This is a genomic window from Pseudomonas sp. USHLN015 (genome assembly GCF_037153275.1).
Taxonomy (GTDB): domain Bacteria; phylum Pseudomonadota; class Gammaproteobacteria; order Pseudomonadales; family Pseudomonadaceae; genus Metapseudomonas; species Metapseudomonas tohonis.
The window spans coordinates 501,300-517,318 of sequence record NZ_JBBCKP010000001.1; the positions used below are offsets into that span (position 1 = coordinate 501,300).

General features: G+C 68.3%; 16 protein-coding genes. 9 read left to right on the forward strand and 7 right to left on the reverse strand.

Annotation, left to right across the window (positions count from 1 at the left end):
• Position 1: 1 nt before the first annotated feature.
• The 3 genes from WFQ67_RS02370 to WFQ67_RS02380 all read right to left on the reverse strand — a co-directional run bounded on the left by WFQ67_RS02370 (position 2) and on the right by WFQ67_RS02380 (position 1,789).
• Positions 2-1,000: an LLM class flavin-dependent oxidoreductase gene (locus WFQ67_RS02370; RefSeq protein ID WP_213627450.1), complete on the reverse strand. Its 999-nt coding sequence runs from the start codon at positions 998-1,000 to the stop codon at positions 2-4.
• A gap of 191 nt (positions 1,001-1,191) precedes the next feature.
• Complete coding sequence (locus WFQ67_RS02375; RefSeq protein ID WP_213627448.1) at positions 1,192-1,416, reverse strand: DUF1161 domain-containing protein; 225 nt, start codon at positions 1,414-1,416, stop codon at positions 1,192-1,194.
• Between the two features lie 157 nt (positions 1,417-1,573).
• Positions 1,574-1,789: a dodecin gene (locus WFQ67_RS02380; protein ID WP_043241890.1), complete on the reverse strand. Its 216-nt coding sequence runs from the start codon at positions 1,787-1,789 to the stop codon at positions 1,574-1,576.
• A gap of 138 nt (positions 1,790-1,927) precedes the next feature.
• Here WFQ67_RS02380 and WFQ67_RS02385 point away from each other — a divergent pair, with 138 nt between their 5' ends.
• From WFQ67_RS02385 to WFQ67_RS02400, 4 genes are all read left to right on the forward strand, one after another.
• Entirely contained in the window at positions 1,928-2,248 is a 321-nt protein-coding gene (locus tag WFQ67_RS02385) for a DUF883 domain-containing protein (RefSeq protein ID WP_337056074.1), read from the forward strand.
• Between the two features lie 154 nt (positions 2,249-2,402).
• On the forward strand, positions 2,403-2,909 hold the full coding sequence (locus WFQ67_RS02390) for a sigma-70 family RNA polymerase sigma factor (RefSeq protein ID WP_337056075.1): 507 nt from the start codon (positions 2,403-2,405) through the stop codon (positions 2,907-2,909).
• Positions 2,906-3,868, forward strand: a complete 963-nt coding sequence (locus WFQ67_RS02395; protein WP_337056076.1) for a FecR domain-containing protein — start codon at positions 2,906-2,908, stop codon at positions 3,866-3,868. Before WFQ67_RS02390 ends, WFQ67_RS02395 begins: the two co-directional genes overlap by 4 nt.
• A 115-nt stretch (positions 3,869-3,983) precedes the next feature.
• Positions 3,984-6,407, forward strand: coding sequence for a TonB-dependent siderophore receptor (locus tag WFQ67_RS02400; protein WP_337056077.1), 2,424 nt, complete (start codon positions 3,984-3,986; stop codon positions 6,405-6,407).
• A 25-nt stretch (positions 6,408-6,432) separates the two neighbouring features.
• Here the strand turns inward: WFQ67_RS02400 and WFQ67_RS02405 are convergent, their stop codons facing one another.
• Positions 6,433-7,326, reverse strand: a complete 894-nt coding sequence (locus tag WFQ67_RS02405) for a LysR family transcriptional regulator (protein WP_337056078.1) — start codon at positions 7,324-7,326, stop codon at positions 6,433-6,435.
• A gap of 107 nt (positions 7,327-7,433) precedes the next feature.
• On the opposite strand from WFQ67_RS02405, the gene trpB reads away from it, so the two are divergent.
• Positions 7,434-8,642: a tryptophan synthase subunit beta gene (gene trpB / locus WFQ67_RS02410; RefSeq protein ID WP_173174685.1), complete on the forward strand. Its 1,209-nt coding sequence runs from the start codon at positions 7,434-7,436 to the stop codon at positions 8,640-8,642.
• Positions 8,639-9,448 carry a tryptophan synthase subunit alpha gene (gene trpA / locus WFQ67_RS02415; RefSeq protein ID WP_213627442.1) on the forward strand — a complete coding sequence of 270 codons (810 nt, stop codon included), beginning with the start codon at positions 8,639-8,641 and terminating at the stop codon, positions 9,446-9,448. The genes trpB and trpA overlap by 4 nt, the downstream gene beginning before the upstream one ends.
• Before the next feature lie 314 nt (positions 9,449-9,762).
• Here trpA and WFQ67_RS02420 read toward each other — a convergent pair whose 3' ends face one another.
• Entirely contained in the window at positions 9,763-10,629 is an 867-nt protein-coding gene (locus WFQ67_RS02420) for a carboxylate/amino acid/amine transporter (RefSeq protein WP_337056079.1), read from the reverse strand.
• Between the two features lie 107 nt (positions 10,630-10,736).
• Between WFQ67_RS02420 and WFQ67_RS02425 the strand changes: the two genes are divergently transcribed.
• On the forward strand, positions 10,737-11,417 hold the full coding sequence (locus WFQ67_RS02425) for a FadR/GntR family transcriptional regulator (protein ID WP_337056080.1): 681 nt from the start codon (positions 10,737-10,739) through the stop codon (positions 11,415-11,417).
• 67 nt (positions 11,418-11,484) lie between these two features.
• The gene (locus WFQ67_RS02430; RefSeq protein ID WP_337056081.1) at positions 11,485-12,924 is read left to right on the forward strand and encodes a flavin monoamine oxidase family protein; all 1,440 of its coding nucleotides are present in this window, start codon (positions 11,485-11,487) and stop codon (positions 12,922-12,924) included.
• Between the two features lie 51 nt (positions 12,925-12,975).
• Here WFQ67_RS02430 and WFQ67_RS02435 read toward each other — a convergent pair whose 3' ends face one another.
• Together WFQ67_RS02435 and WFQ67_RS02440 are read right to left on the reverse strand one after the other, a co-directional pair.
• Entirely contained in the window at positions 12,976-13,344 is a 369-nt protein-coding gene (locus WFQ67_RS02435) for a DOPA 4,5-dioxygenase family protein (RefSeq protein WP_213627432.1), read from the reverse strand.
• Positions 13,345-13,426: 82 nt separating this feature from the next.
• Positions 13,427-14,380 carry a choline sulfate utilization transcriptional regulator gene (locus tag WFQ67_RS02440; RefSeq protein WP_337056082.1) on the reverse strand — a complete coding sequence of 318 codons (954 nt, stop codon included), beginning with the start codon at positions 14,378-14,380 and terminating at the stop codon, positions 13,427-13,429.
• Between the two features lie 112 nt (positions 14,381-14,492).
• On the opposite strand from WFQ67_RS02440, the gene betC reads away from it, so the two are divergent.
• Positions 14,493-15,998, forward strand: a complete 1,506-nt coding sequence (gene betC, locus WFQ67_RS02445; RefSeq protein WP_213627428.1) for a choline-sulfatase — start codon at positions 14,493-14,495, stop codon at positions 15,996-15,998.
• The last annotated feature ends 21 nt before the right edge of the window (positions 15,999-16,019 follow it).

A 16,019-nucleotide genomic window follows, 5' to 3' on the forward strand; every position in this document is an offset into this window, starting at 1 on the left:
CTCAGCCGCGCAGGCCAGCGAGGATGTCGAAGGCGCGCAAGCGATGTTCATGCTCGTAGACGTCGCAGGTGAAGATCAGCTCGTCCGCGCCGGTCTGTTCCAGCAGCACCTCCAGCTTGCCGCGGATCTTCTCCGGCCCGCCGACCATGGCCATCGCCAGGAAGCTGCCGACCGCTTCCTTCTCGTGGGGCAGCCAGCGCCCGGCCATGCTGTCCACCGGCGGGCGCAACACCAGGCTCTCGCCGCGCATCAGGCTCAGCACCCGCTGGTAGACGGTGGTGGCGAGGAAATCCGCTTCCTCGTCGGTGGGCGCCGCCACCAGCGGCACGCCGAGCATCACGTAGGGCGAGTCGAGCACCGCCGAGGGACGGAAATGGTTGCGGTAGACGCGGATCGCCTCGTGCATGTAGCGCGGCGCGAAGTGCGAGGCGAAGGCGTAGGGCAGACCCTTCTGCCCGGCCAGCTGCGCGCTGAACAGGCTGGAGCCGAGCAGCCAGATCGGCACCCGGGTGTCCATGCCGGGCATGGCGATGACTTTCTGTCCTTCCAGGCGCGGGCCGAGTAGCAACTCCAGTTCCTCCACGTCCTGGGGGAAATCGTCGGCGCTGCCTGAACGTTCGCGACGCAGGGCGCGGGCGGTCAGATGATCGGCGCCCGGCGCACGGCCAAGGCCCAGCTCGATGCGCCCCGGGTAGAGCGTCGCGAGGGTGCCGAACTGCTCGGCGATCACCAGCGGCGCGTGGTTCGGCAGCATGATCCCGCCCGAACCCAGGCGCAGCGTCGAGGTATTGGCCGCCAGGTAACCCAGCAGCACCGAGGTGGCGGAACTGGCGATGCCTTCCATGTTGTGGTGCTCGGCCACCCAGAAGCGCGAGAAGCCGAGCTGCTCCACATGGCGCGCCAGGGCCAGGGAGTTGTGCAGCGCCTGGGCGGGGCCGCCATCGTCGCGGATGGGCGCCAGGTCGAGGACGGAAAGGGGCAGGGAAGAAAGGGCTGACATAGCGAAGGGACCTTACTGAGGGGAAGACTCGCGCCTTCCACGTGACACAGGGGACCTACTCTAGGCCGACCCGCAGGCAGCCACCAGAAGGCACTTTTCGGTAACCAGGGCACCTCGGGGTAAGCAAGGCGGGCCGGCGAGCGCCCATGAAAAAGCCGGCGCGGACGCCGGCTTGACTGCTGATCGCGCGATCAATTGCGCTGGTAGACGATTTCCTTGGTACCCGCTTCGCAGCTGCCGACCACCTTCTTGTCGGTCGCGCTGCCCTTGTCGACGATCTCAAGGGTGTAGGAGGTCGCTCCGTTCGCCTTGATCTTCGCGTCGATCTCGGACTTCAGCTCTTCACAGGGCTTGCCCGCGGCGAAGGCGGAGCCGGCAAGGGTGAACAGGCCAATGGCCAACAACAGTTTCTTCATCGGTAACGCTCCCTCGTTGTAGAAAAGAAAGGCTCGAGCGAGCCGCGGAGACCAGCCGTCTCCAAGGGGATGGCATCTGTGGTCTTGTTCGATTCGACACCACATGGCCAAACCTGTGTGAGCCTAGCCCAGAGACCGGGCGTTATCTGTAAGACGATCAGCTATCGCTGAGTCGGAAGCCGACCTTCAAGGTGACCTGGTAATGGCCCACCTTGCCGTTCTCGATGTGCCCCCGGGTCTCCACTACCTCGAACCAGTCGAGATTGCGGATGGACTTGGCCGCCTCGGCCAGGGCGTTGTTGATCGCCTCGTCGATGCTGGTGCGGGAGGAGCCGACAATCTCGATCTTCTTGTAGGTGTGATGATCCGACATGGATGTTCTCCTTGCGTTTCAGAAATGGGCCACTTGCCATCTCAGGCCCGGGATTCCGCGAATAAGTTCAGATTAGCTGCACTCCTCGGCGATACAGGGGTCGGACTTCATACCCCAACCCGAAAAAGGAGGTACGACATGGCTCTCTTCATGTCTCGCAAGAAATCCACCCTGCAGGGCATCGAGCAGGAAATCGAACAGCTGCGCAGCGGTATCGAACGCATCAAGAACGTGGTGGAGGCCGAGTCGCAGCACTCGCTCGACGCCATCCAGAGCAGCGCCCTGCATACGCTGAGCCGTTCCCGCAAGCTCGCCGGCCAGGCCTGGGAACACACCGCCAGGGCCGGCATTGCCACCCGTGACTACAGCCGCGAGCACCCGCTGGCCACCGCCGGAATGGCAGCGGGCGCCGTGGGCGTGGTGGCACTGGCCACCTACATGCTGCGCCAGCGGAGCTGAGCCCGACGCACCTGCGGGGCCATCCGGCCCCATGCGGTACCTGCCCGGGCCGGCCCCGCCACGGGGCCGGCCCGGTGCATGAGCGCAGAGGATTGCGGGAGCGGCCACCACCTCTATAACATGCGACGCATTCTCATTCGCTTCGGCCTCCCTCGTGCCCGCGTCCGATACCCGCAAACTGGCGTTCTTCTTCAGCGATCACCATCGCTGGCTGCTACAACATGTCCAGCGACAGCTGCGTAACCGCGCGGATGCCGAGGACACGACGGCCGAGACCTTCTGCCAGTTGCTCGCCGCACGCATCGACCCGGCGACCCTCGAGCAGCCCCGTGCCTATCTCTCCACCATCGCCCGGCGCCTGGTCTTCGACCGCCACCGCCGACGTCGCCTGGAGCAGGCCTACCTGGAGCGGCTGATGCTGCTGCCGGAGGAACTGGCGCCCTCGCCGGAAGATATCCACATGCTGCTGGAAGCCCTGCACGCCGTCGACCGCAGCCTCTCTGGCCTGCCCCTGGCGGTGAAAAAGGCCTTTCTGATGAGCCAGCTCGATGGCCTGAGCTACGCGGAGATCGGTCGGCGCCTGGAGGTCTCCGAGCGCACCGTCGGTCGCTACATGACCCAGGCCCTGCGCCAGTGCTACCTGACCGGGATGCAACCGTGAGCGACGCCCGCCTCGACCGCGTCGGCGAGCAAGCCATCGCCTGGATGGTGCGACTGCGCTCGGGGACCACCAGCGCCCGTCAACGGGCCGGCTTCGAACACTGGCTCAGCAGCGACACCGCCCACCGCGACGCGTGGGCGCGCCTGCAGGATGGCCTCGGCAGCCACTACGCCACCCTTCGCGCCTTCGAGCACCACACCCCCGGCGGCGCTCGCGAGGCCCTGCTGCAGCCGGACATGAACCGGCGCACCCTGCTGCGTGGGCTGGTGGGCCTGGGCCTGCTGGGTGGCGGGCTCTGGCTCGGTGCCCACACCCTACCCGGGCAGGCGCTGTTGGCGGACTTGCGTACCGGCACCGGAGAACGGCGTCGCTTCACCCTGGCCGACGGCAGCCTGCTGGAGCTCAATGCCGACAGCGCCGTCGACCTCGACTTATCAGCCAATACGCGCCTGCTCCATTTGCGCCAGGGCGCACTGGTGATCAGCACCACAACCGACAGACCCCAGCCCCTGGTAGTGCGTACGGGCCAGGGCGACGTGCGGACCCTGGCCGGCCGCCTGCTGGTCGAGCAACTCCCCGAAAGCACCCGCGCGGTGGCCCTGGAAGGCGGCGTCAAGGCGTCCCAGCGGCTGGGCGGTGCCCTCGGCCTGGATGAGGGTCAGGCGGCGCTGCTGCATGCTCGGCACATCGAGTTGCTCGGCGGTGACCAACGCAAACGCGCCAGTTGGCTACAAGGCCGCCTCGACGTGCTGGACGACCCCCTGGAAGCGGTGATCGATGCGCTGCGCCCGTATCGGCGCGGGCTGATCCGCGTCAGCCCCGCGGTTCGCCGGATCAAGGTCCAAGGCGTGTTCCCGCTGGACGAGCCCGACCGCGCGCTCACCGCCCTGGGCGAGACCCTGCCGATCCGCATCGACCGCTACGGCCCCTGGTTGACCCTGATCAGCGCGGCCACCTGAATGTCACCACAGGGATGCTTCGCAGCCAACGAATGAAAATCCATCTCATTCGTGTCCGGTTTTTCGCACTCGTTCCACCTAACTCCTGACAACGCCAACATTCAGGAGATTCTCCGTGCGCAAACCCTGGCCCCGCGCCATCGCCATCTCCGTCGCGCTCGCCGCCACCGGCCCGCTCGGCTTCGCCTACAGCCAGCCCACCAGCCAGCCCACCAGCCAGCAGCAGGTGCTGGCTTTCGACCTGCCCGCCGCCAGCCTGGCGGAAACGCTCAACGCCATCGCCAGCCAGAGCGGCCAGGTGGTGTCCCTGGAGCCGATATTGGTCAGGGGCAAGCGAGCGCCCGCCGTCCGGGGCTCGATGACGGCCGCCCAGGCTCTGCAACGCGCCCTCGAAAGCAGCGGCCTGGAGCTGCGCATCACCGAAAGCGGAAACTTCAGCGTGCAGCCCAGGGCGGAAGGCTCCGGCACCCTGGAGCTGGGTGCCACCAATATCGAAGGCTTCGGGCTGGGCGAAACCACCGAAGACAGCGGCTCCTACACCACCGGCGCCGTGACCATCGGCAAGACCGCGCAGTCGCTGCGCCACACCCCGCAGTCGGTGACCGTCGTCACCCGCACGCTTATGGACGACAAGAACCTGGTGTCGCTGGACCAGGTGATGGCCCAGACCCCGGGCATCACCCGCGCCAACCGTGGCTACGGCAACCACCACTTCAGCTCCCGCGGCTTCGACCTGACCGACGAGAGCTACATGGTCGACGGTGTGCCCGGGCAGGCCTTCGCCTACACCGGCTGGATGACCCCGGACATGGCCATGTTCGACCGTGTCGAGGTGCTGCGCGGCGCCTCCGGGCTGCTGGTGGGCGCGGGGAACCCCGGCGGTGCGGTGAACCTGGTGCGCAAGCGCCCCACGGCCGACCCGCGCTTCTCCATCACCACCCGCGCCGGCTCCTGGGACAACTACCGCCTCGACCTGGACGCCAGCGGCAAGCTCAACGACGAAGGCACCCTGCGCGGTCGCATGGTCGCCTCCCATGAGGACCGCGGGTACTTCATCGACGTCACCGAGTCCAAGCGCCCGCTGCTCTACGGCATCGTCGAAGCCGACCTGAACGACGCCACCACGGTCGCCCTCGGCCTGCGCCGGCAGACCTCGCGCATCGACGGCTACAGCGTGCTGGGACTGCCGATGAACCCAGACGGCAGCAACCCGCACCTCAAGCGCTCGACCTTCCTCGGTCAGGACTGGGCCAAGCTGCAGAGCCGCACCGACGAGGTGTTCGCCGACCTCGCCCACCGCTTCGACGACAACTGGACCGGCACGCTGGCGCTGTCCCACTCCGAGAGCAGCTACAACCGCAGTGCCATCGAATGGGGCGCGGGCGACACCCTGGACTACGGCAGTCCCACCGGTCCCTTGGTCAACGACATCAGCTACCACAAGTTCGACGCCACCTCGAACGCCGCGGACGGCTACCTGGACGGCGAGTTCGAAGCCTTCGGCCTGTCCCACCAGGTGACCCTGGGCGCCAACTGGTCAAGGCGCAAGATGAACGACAAGGACGCCACCGTCGCGCTGCCCAGCCCCATCCCGCTCGATGTCTTCAACCCCAACAACAGCAATGTGCCCCGGCTCGCACGCCAGGGCTGGGACGCCAAGGACGACACCCTCGAAACCCGCTACGGCACCTACCTCAGCACCCGCCTGCACATGACCGAGGATCTCAGCCTGGTCCTCGGCGGCCGCCTGAGCTGGTACAAGACCGACGCCTGGAACGGCGACCTGCTGTCGACCAACGAGCAGAGGCACGAATTCACCCCCTTCGCCGGCGCCATCTACGACCTCGACGACGCCTGGTCGCTGTACGCCAGCTACGCCGACATCTTCATGCCCCAGGCCAGCTACCGCACCGCGGGCGGCAGCATGCTCGACCCGGCCATCGGCTCCAACTACGAGACCGGCATCAAGGGCGAGCTGTTCGACAAGCGCCTGAACCTGTCCTTCGCGTTGTTCTACATCGAGCAGGAAGACGTCGCCGCCCGCGACTACGCCAACGACGGCAACTGCTCGCAGGACGTCGCCAACCGCTGCTACGTCAACAGCGACGGCATCAGCCGCAGCAAGGGCTTCGAGGCGGAGGCCAGCGGCGAAGTCCTGCCGGGCCTGCAGGTGGCGGCCGGCTATACCTTCAACACCACCCGCTCGGAAAGTGGCGGCCCCATTTCCGCGCAGACCCCCAAGCACCTGCTGCGCCTCACCACCCACTACAGCCTGCCGGGCGAATGGAGCCGCCTCAGCGTCGGCGCCGGCGTATCGGCGCAGTCGGGCTACGAGGATGCCTACAACGAAACCGCCAACAGCGGCCGGGCGATCTACGATGCGCGCGCCGCCTACAGGATCGATCAGAACTGGACCCTCGGCGTGGATATCGAGAACCTCTTCGACCGCACCTACTTCGACTCCACCGGCTATTGGACCCGTGGCACCACCTATGGCACTCCGCGCAGCTACATGCTCACCCTGCGCGGCGACTTTTAGCTCAGGCGAAGGGTTGCAGCCCGCTTCAGCCGGGCTGGGCAAACGCCTGGCGCAGCCACTGCGCCAGGCGCTCGGCACGTGGGCCCTGGCGCCCGAGCGGCACCCACAGCGCCAGCCGCGCCGGGGTGTCGACGAAGCCCCAGGGCGCCACCAGGCGGCCGGCGGCCAGGTCGTCGGCCACCAGTTGCTGCGGCGCGATGGCCACGCCCAGGCCGGCCACCGCCGCCTCCAGCAGGTAGTACAGGTGCTCGAAGCCCTGGCCCAGCTGCAACCCCCCCTCGTCCAGCCCTTCGGCCCGGGCCCATTGCGGCCAGGCCTGGGGGCGTGACGCCGTGTGCAGCAGCGGGCGTTGCAACAGGCGCTGCGGCGGCGCCTGCTCCAGCTCCGCGAACCCGGCGTAGCGCGGGCTCAACACCGGGCCGATGCGCTCGCCGGCCAGTTCGAACACCTGCATGTCCGCCGGCCAGGGCGGTTCGGCGAAGAGCAGGGTGGCGTCCAGCTGCGGGCTGCGCGGGTCCAGCTCACCCTGGCTGCTGGACAGCTGCAGGCGCAGCTCCGGCAGCTCGCGGTCGAGGCGGTCCAGGCGCGGGATGAACCAGCGCGCCAACAGGCTGCCGGGACAACCGAGGACGAAGGGACGGTCCTCTTCCTGGCGCCGCAGGTCGGCGCAGACGCCGCGCAGGCGCTCGAAGGCATCCCCCGCCGCCTCGGCGAGGCGCTGGCCGGCATCCGTGAGTTTTATGCCACGCCCGTCCTTGGCCACGAGGGCCACGCCCAGCTGATCCTCCAACGCGCGCACCTGCCGGCTCACTGCGCCGTGGGTGACATGCAGCTCCTCTGCCGCTCGGCTTACGCTGAGCAGGCGGGCAGCGCTTTCGAAGGCCTTCAGGGCATTCAGGGGAGGGAGGTCGCGGCTCATGGCTATATGTGAGTTTTACTGACAGGTTAGCGCAATCTAATCGCTTTTCCCGGGAGCGGCCAGCGTTAGAATGGCGGCCATCGGATACCACTCCCAGGAGTTCCACCATGACTTCACTGCGCACCGGCCCCGACGCCAAGGGCCTGTTCGGCTCCTTCGGCGGCCAATACGTCGCCGAAACCCTGATGCCGCTGATCCACGACCTGGCCCGCGAGTACGAAGCCGCCAAGGACGACCCGGAATTCCTCAAGGAGCTGGCCTACTTCCAGCGCGACTACGTCGGCCGCCCGAGCCCGCTGTACTTCGCCGAGCGCCTCACCGAGCACTGCGGCGGCGCGAAGATCTACCTCAAGCGCGAAGAGCTGAACCACACCGGCGCGCACAAGATCAACAACTGCATCGGCCAGATCCTGCTGGCCAAGCGGATGGGCAAGAAACGCATCATCGCCGAGACCGGCGCCGGCATGCACGGCGTGGCCACCGCCACCGTGGCCGCGCGCTTCGGCATGGAATGCGTGATCTTCATGGGCACCACGGACATCGATCGCCAGCAGGCCAACGTGTTCCGCATGAAGCTCCTCGGCGCCACCGTGATCCCGGTCACCGCTGGCACCGGCACCCTCAAGGACGCGATGAACGAAGCGCTGCGCGACTGGGTGACCAACGTCCACAACACCTTCTACCTGATCGGCACCGTCGCCGGGCCGCACCCGTACCCGGCCATGGTCCGCGACTTCCAGGCGGTGATCGGCAAGGAAACCCGCGAGCAGCTGGCCGAGAAGGAAGGGCGCCTGCCCGACTCCCTGGTCGCCTGCATCGGCGGCGGTTCCAACGCCATGGGCCTGTTCCACCCCTTCCTCGATGACCAGAGCGTGGCGATCATCGGCGTCGAGGCGGCCGGCCACGGCATCGAGACCGGCAAGCACGCCGCCAGCCTCAACGGCGGCATCCCCGGCGTGCTGCACGGCAACCGCACCTTCCTGCTGCAGGACGAGGACGGCCAGATCATCGACGCCCACTCCATCTCCGCCGGCCTGGACTACCCCGGCATCGGCCCGGAACACGCCTGGCTGCACGACATCGGCCGCGTCGAGTACACCTCCATCACCGACGACGAAGCCCTGGACGCCTTCCACCAGTGCTGCCGCCTCGAAGGCATCATCCCGGCCCTGGAGAGCTCCCACGCCCTGGCCGAAGTGTTCAAGCGCGCGCCGAACCTGCCGAAGGACCACATCATGGTGGTCAACCTCTCCGGCCGTGGCGACAAGGACATGCAGACCGTGATGCACCACATGCAACAGGAGCCCCAGGCATGAGCCGCTTGCAGACCCGCTTTGCCGAACTGAAACAGCAGAACCGCGCCGCCCTGGTGACCTTCGTCACCGCCGGCGACCCGGGCTACGACGCCTCCCTGGCGATCCTCAAGGGCCTGCCGGACGCCGGCGCCGACGTGATCGAACTGGGCATGCCCTTCACCGACCCGATGGCCGACGGTCCGTCGATCCAGCTGGCCAACATCCGCGCCCTGGCGGCCAAGCAGAACCTGGTGAAAACCCTGCAGATGGTCCGCGAGTTCCGCGAAGGCAACCAGAGCACCCCGCTGGTGCTGATGGGCTACTTCAACCCCATCCACCACTACGGCGTCGAGCGCTTCATCGGTGATGCCAGGGAAGCCGGCGTGGACGGCCTGATCGTCGTCGACCTGCCCCCGGAACATAACGAAGACCTCTGCCACCCGGCCCAGGCCGCAGGCATCGACTTCATCCGCCTGACCACCCCGACCACCGACGACAAGCGCCTGCCCACCGTGCTCGAAGGCAGCTCCGGCTTCGTCTACTACGTCTCCGTGGCCGGCGTCACCGGTGCCGGCTCCGCCACCCTGGAACACGTGCAGGACGCGGTGGCCCGCCTGCGTCGCCATACCGACCTGCCGGTGGCCATCGGCTTCGGCATCCGCACCGCGGAACACGCCGCCAGCATCGCCCGCCTCGCCGACGGCGTGGTGGTGGGCTCCGCCCTGGTCGACCAGATCGCCAAGGCCGAGACCGCCGAACAGGCCGTCGACGGCGTTCTCACCCTCTGCAAGACCCTGGCCGATGGCGTGCGCAGCGCCCGCGCCTGACCGCGACACAGCCATGAAAAAGCCGCTGCTCCCATTAGGGGCAGCGGCTTTTTTCATTTGAAACTGGGAAACCACGTCCTTAGGGCGTGGTCATGAGTCATCGGCTCTGCCGGCGACGATTTGAACTGAAAGCCCTGCAGGATGAACGCGTGTCGTAGGGTGTGCTGCGCGCACCTCGGACTCGCCGGAAGCTCCGCGCGGAGGTGCGCGCAGCACACCCTACGTCCGAAGTAAGCGGCGGCTGCATGCTCCGAGGTCTGGTTGCGTTCCCTTCCAAAGGTCCAAAAGCGAAGCCACGTTCTAAGAACATGGGTTTACTCCAAGACGTGGACCTTGCGCCGGCCCAGGCGGCTTATCCACAGGGACGCGAGGATCACCGCGCCGCCCAGGGCGAGGCGGGGGAGATCGGCGTCGCGGTTCCAGATCAGCAGGTTGACCACCAGGCCGGCGGGGACGTGGAGTTCGTTCATCACCGCCAGGGTGCCGGCGCTCACGGTGGTGCTGCCCTTCACCCACCAGAACATGCCCAGGGCCGTGGCGAACAGGCCCATCCACACCAGCACTCCCCATTGCACGGCCGTCTGCGGCAGGCGCTCCGGGTTGCCGAAGAGCAGGAAGGAGGGCAGCGCCAGCAGCAGCGCGCCGAGGAAGAAGTGGCCGAAGAAGCGGTGCAGCGGCTGCTCCACCGGGTGACGCACCAGCAGGCGGCGGCACAGCACCTGGCCGGCGGCGAAGGTGGCGTTGGCCACCTGCAGGAGGATGAAGCCCTGCAGGTAGTCACCCTCCAGGCGATCGAAGCGGATGATCACCCCGCCGCCCACCGCCACCAGCGCAGCCAACAGCGCCCAGGGGCTGAAGCGCCGGGCGAGGGCATCGTCCAGCAGGGTCACGTAGATGGGCGTGAGCACGGTGAACAGCAGCACCTCCGGCACCGTGAGCACGGCGAAGCTGCGGTACAGGCACAGGTAGGTGATGCCGAACTGCAGCGCCCCGGCCAGCCAGAACCCCGCCAGCAGCCTGGCCGGCAAGCCGCGCCAGCGGGTGAAGGGGAGGAACACCAGGGCGGCGATCAGCACCCGCGCCAGCACGGCGAAATCGCTGTCCACCCGCCCGGCCAGGTACTCGCCTATGAGGCTGAAGGAAAAGGCCCAGAGCAGGGTGACGACGAGCAGATGGCGCATGGCGGGACTCCACGAAAACAGGCGGCGGATCATAGGGTGTGGCTGTCTGCGCGTCGATTCGCCACGGGGTCTTGACTTAACTTGGTAACCAAGTAGATTTTCCCGCCATGAACGAATCCAAGACACCCGCCCCCAGGGGGCACGCCGCTGACGCCGCGCTGGAAGGCCTGTTCATCGAGATACTCGACGGTCACCTTGCGCCCGGTGAATCGCTGCCGGCGGAGCGCCTGCTGGCCGAGCGCTACGGCGTCTCGCGCATCACCGTGCGCCAGGCCGTGCACAAGCTGAAGGACGCCGGCCTGGTGGAAGTCCGCCAGGGCGGTGCCAGCCGCGTGCTGGACCCGGGCCGGGCGGATGCGCGGATCTTCGAGCTGCTGCTGCGCTGCGCCGACCGGCTGCAGTCCGACGCCGCCTCGCGCCTGTTGCAGGACCTGGCCGAATACCAGCAGCTCTATGCCATCGGCCTGCTGGAGGCGGCCTCGCGCCATGCCACGGACGCCGAGCGGGAGCAGCTGCTGCTGCAGGTCGAGGCATGCCCGGCCACGCTCGATGCCGCAGGGGCGCAGCGCCTGGAAGACGCGTTCTGGAAACGCATCACCGCCATCGGCCGCAATCGCATCCTGCAGATGGAAATGGCGCTCTGGCAGCGCTGGACCGACGACCGCGACGCCACCGACGACGACCCTGCCGAGCTGCGCTGGTTCTACCTGACCCTGTCCCGCCAGCTGCTGGCGCGCCAGGACCCCGTGCCCTTCTACCTGGCCTCGGTGCGTACCCCCTCGGCCTGAACCCGACGACCGCGGGAAGCGGTCGTTTTTTTGCCTCCGACAACTTGGTTACCAAGTGGAGAACACCATGCGCTATCGACTGCTCGAAACCCCTTCCCTGACCCGCCGGCACCTGCTGTGCCTCAGCGGCGCGGCATTGCTCGCAGCCGTCACCCGGACCGGCCGCGCGGCGGTGCCCGAGCCTTCCGTCCTGGATGTGGACGTCGCGGTCATCGGCGCAGGCCTGTCCGGGCTGGTGGCGGCACGACACCTGGCCGGCAGCGGCCTGAGGGTGGTGGTGCTGGAGGCGCGCGAGCGGGTCGGCGGGCGCACCGTCAACCAGCCGCTGGGCGAGGGCCTGGAGGTGGACGGCGGCGGCCAGTGGGTCGGCGGCGACCAGCCGATGGTGATGGCCCTGGCGGGTGACCTGGGCGTGCCCCTGGTGCCGCAGTACCGCGCAGGGCAGATGGCCGCCCTGCTGGGCGGCGAACGCTACACCTTCGATGCCGACGAGCCGCCGGGAGAGGCCGTGCGCGCACTTCAGCTGCGGCTGGAGGCCATGGCCCAGCAGGTGCCCCTGGAAGCGCCCTGGGCTGCGCCCCATGCCGAGGAGTGGGACCGTTGGAGCCTGGCCGCCTGGCTCAGGGCCGAGCGCGCCGACGCCGAGGCGGTCGAGGCGGTGTCCACCACGGTCGCCACCACCCTGAACAGCGCGCCGGCACGGGTCTCGCTCTTGTGGTTCCTGTTCTACCTGCACTCCGCTGGCGGTTTCGCCGCGCTGGACGACCAGGCCCAGCAGTTCCGCCTGCAGGGCGGCGCCCAGCGGCTGTCCCTGAACCTGGCGCAGCAGCTCGGGCCCTCGGTGCTGCTGGGCGCGCCGGTGCGGCGCATCGAGGGCTGGGACCGGGAAGCGGTCACCCTGGATTGCACCCTGGGCCGCGTAGGTGCCCGCCGCGTGATAGTCGCGATGATGCCCGCCGACATGGCCCGTATCGGCTTCGCCCCGGCGCTGCCAAAAGGTCGCGCCGCCTTGCAGAAGGGCTGGACCGGCGGCAGCGGCATGAAGGTGCACCTCAGCTATGCGCGCCCCTTCTGGCGGGAGGCGCAGCTATCGGGCGCCGGCTTCATCGACACCGCTCTGGTGCAGATGACCTTCGACAGCAGCCCTTCCGACCAGGGCCTGGGCGTGCTGCTGGCCTTCCTCGACCCGGCGCGGGCGGGGAACAACCCGCGCAAGCGTCAGGCCCGGGTGCTGAAGGAGTTGGTGCAACTGTTCGGCGAGGAAGCGGGCCGGCCACTGGCGTACGTGGAGCAGGACTGGAACCGCGAGCCCTGGACCGCCGGCTGCGTATCCCCCCTGCCGCCGGGCCTGCTGAGCCGCCATGGCCACCACCTGCGTGCCCCGCTGGGCAACCTGCACTGGGCCGGCAGCGAGACATCGCCAGTCTGGTGCGGCTACCTGGAGGGCGCGGTGCGCGCCGGCCGGCGGGCGGCCGATGAGGTGCTGGCGGCGTTGCACCCGGACTGAGTGGCTGGCACGCCTGCATCGGCTGCCTCGTCCAGGTTTTCAGGCGGCCTGCTAGAAGTCGTACTCGACGGCGCCGTCGCTGAGATCGGAAAGGTCCAGCGGCCGCACCTCGCCCATCCACAGTGGGTAGTCGCGGTGGTCACGCAGGTCGCTGCCGGTGATGGGATGCACCAGCACGTTGAGGCCCGCGCGGTTGAGGGCGAGCCAGGGGACCAGCTCGCCGAACAGCTCGGGGCGGAAGGCCAGCTGGCAGCTCCAGTCCGGGTGCGGGCCGACCGGCTCGCGGTGCAGGCGGCCCATCTTCAGGGGAAAACGGCGCGCGGCCTCTTCGCAGAGTTCGCGCGCCTGCTCGTAGCTTTCGGCGTCGTAGTAGACATGGGCGTGGAAGCCCTTGATGCGGGGTTGGGATGCGGCCTGCATGTTCGCCTCTCTCGGGGACCGGCAAGCTCGCATGGTACCCGCAAGCCGAGCGGCTCCGCTCGGGGTTCGCCAGGGGCAGGGCTCAGACGGCGATGCCTTCGCGATGGCGGATCCTCTGTACCGGGTCGGCGCCGTCGCCCAGCTCCTGCTGCAGCCATTGGACGAAACAGGCCACCACCCGCGCACGGCGCTTGCGCTCGGGCAGCACCACGTAATAGCCGAAGTCGGAGGTGAGGCTGCCCTCGATCACCCGCGCCAGCAGGCCCTGGTCGATCAGCTCGTCGACCAGGTAGCGCCAGCCGATGGCGACGCCCTGGCCGGCGATGGCGGCCTGCACCAGCAGGGTGTAGTTGTCGAAGCGCAGCGACCCGGAGCCCGGTGGCCGGTCGATGCCCAAGCCGCGGAACAACGCCTCCCAGTCGAACCAGCGGGTGCGCACCTCGGGCTTGAGATGCAGCAGCGGCAGCTGGGCGAGCGCGGCGGCGGGCAGGGGGGCTGCCTGGTCCTTGAGCAGGCGCGGGCTGCAGATCGGGAACACCTCCTCGCGGAACAGCAGCAGCGCATCGCCGTGCTTGAAGCGACCGTCGCCGAAGGCGATGCCGACGTCGATCTCCGAGCGCAGCATGTTCATGGTGCGGTCGCTGGTCACCAGGCTGACGTCGATCTCCGGGTGGGCCTCGTGGAAGCGATGCAGGCGCGGCATCAGCCAGTAGGCGGCGAAGGCGAAGTCGGTGGCCACCTGCAGCACCTCGTGCTGGGTCCGCGCACCGACGGCCTCGAGCCCGAGGTTGATGGCGCGCAGGCCATCCTGCACATGAACGAAGAGCAGGCGCCCGCTGTCAGTCAGTTCGATGCCGCGGTAGACACGGTCGAACAGCCGCGTGGCCAACTGCTTCTCCAGGCGCTGGATCTGCTGGCTCACCGCCGGCTGGGTGGTGCCCAGCTCCACCGCCGCAGCGGTGAAGCTCAGGTGCCGAGCGGCCGCCTCGAACACGCGCAGCAGGTCGAGGGAGAGTTCGGGTTGCAGGTCTGCCATAAGATTCACTTATCCGAGGCATGTGCGCACATGCGGTTTACCGGAGGACTTCCGGGATTCCATGATCGACGCCAGCACTCTCGCATAAACCGATCGTATGGATGAAGGCCCCATGACCCGCCCCAACATCCTCTTCATCATGGCCGACCAGATGGCCGCGCCGCTGATGCCCTTCCACGGCGGCCTGCCCCTGCACATGCCCAACCTTTCACGCCTGGCCGAAGCGGCCGTGGTGTTCGACTCGGCCTACTGCAACAGCCCGCTGTGCGCGCCCTCGCGCTTCACCCTGGTGAGCGGCCAGTTGCCCTCGAAGATCGGCGCCTACGACAACGCGGCGGACTTCCCCGCCGACGTGCCCACCTACGCCCATCACCTGCGCCGCCTGGGCTACCGCACCGCGCTGTCCGGCAAGATGCACTTCTGCGGCCCGGACCAGTTGCACGGCTACGAGGAGCGCCTGACCAGCGACATCTACCCCGCCGACTACGGCTGGGCGGTGAACTGGGACGAGCCGGACGTGCGCCCGAGCTGGTACCACAACATGTCCTCGGTGCTGCAGGCCGGGCCCTGCGTGCGCACCAACCAGCTGGACTTCGACGAGGAGGTGGTGTTCAAGGCCCGCCAGTACCTCTACGACCACGTGCGCGAGCAGGCCGGGCGGCCGTTCTGCCTGACGGTGTCGATGACCCACCCGCACGACCCCTACACCATCCCCCGCGCGTACTGGGACCTGTACCGCGAGGACGACATCCCGCTGCCCTCGGTGCAGTTGGCCCAGCACGAGCAGGACCCGCACTCGCAGCGCCTGCTCAAGGTCATCGACCTGTGGGACAAGCCGCTGCCCGAGTCCAAGGTCATCGATGCCCGCCGCGCCTACTTCGGCGCCTGCAGCTACATCGACGCGCAGGTCGGCGCGCTGCTCGCGACGCTGGAGGACTGCGGCCTGGCCGAGGACACCCTGGTGGTGTTCTCCGGCGATCACGGCGACATGCTTGGCGAGCGCGGCCTCTGGTACAAGATGCACTGGTTCGAGATGGCCGCGCGGGTGCCGATGCTGGTGCATGCGCCACGGCGTTTCGCGCCGCGCCGGGTGAAGGCCTCGGTGTCGACCATGGACCTGCTGCCGACCCTGGTGGAGCTGGCCGGCGGCACCCTGGACCCGCAGTTGCCACTGGATGGCCGCTCGCTGTTGCCGCACCTGGCGGGCGAGGGCGGGCACGACGAGGTGTTCGGCGAATACATGGCCGAAGGCACCACCGGCCCGCTGATGATGATCCGTCGCGGCCCCTGGAAATTCATCTACTCGGAGCAGGACCCGCTGCTGCTCTTCAACCTGGAAAGCGACCCCCGCGAGCTGGAGAACCTGGCGGCCTCCGCCAGCCACCGCGAGGTGCTCGCGGCCTTCCTCGCCGAAGCCCGGGCACGCTGGGACATCCCCGCGATCCACGGCGCCACCCTCGCCAGCCAGCGTCGCCGCCGCTTCGTCGCCGGTGCCCTGGAGCAGGGCCGGCTCACCAGCTGGGACCACCAGCCCTGGGTGGACGCCAGCCAGCAGTACATGCGCAACCACATCGACCTCGACGATCTGGAGCGCCGCGCACGTTATCCACAGCCATGACCAGAGGGGACGAACCCACGG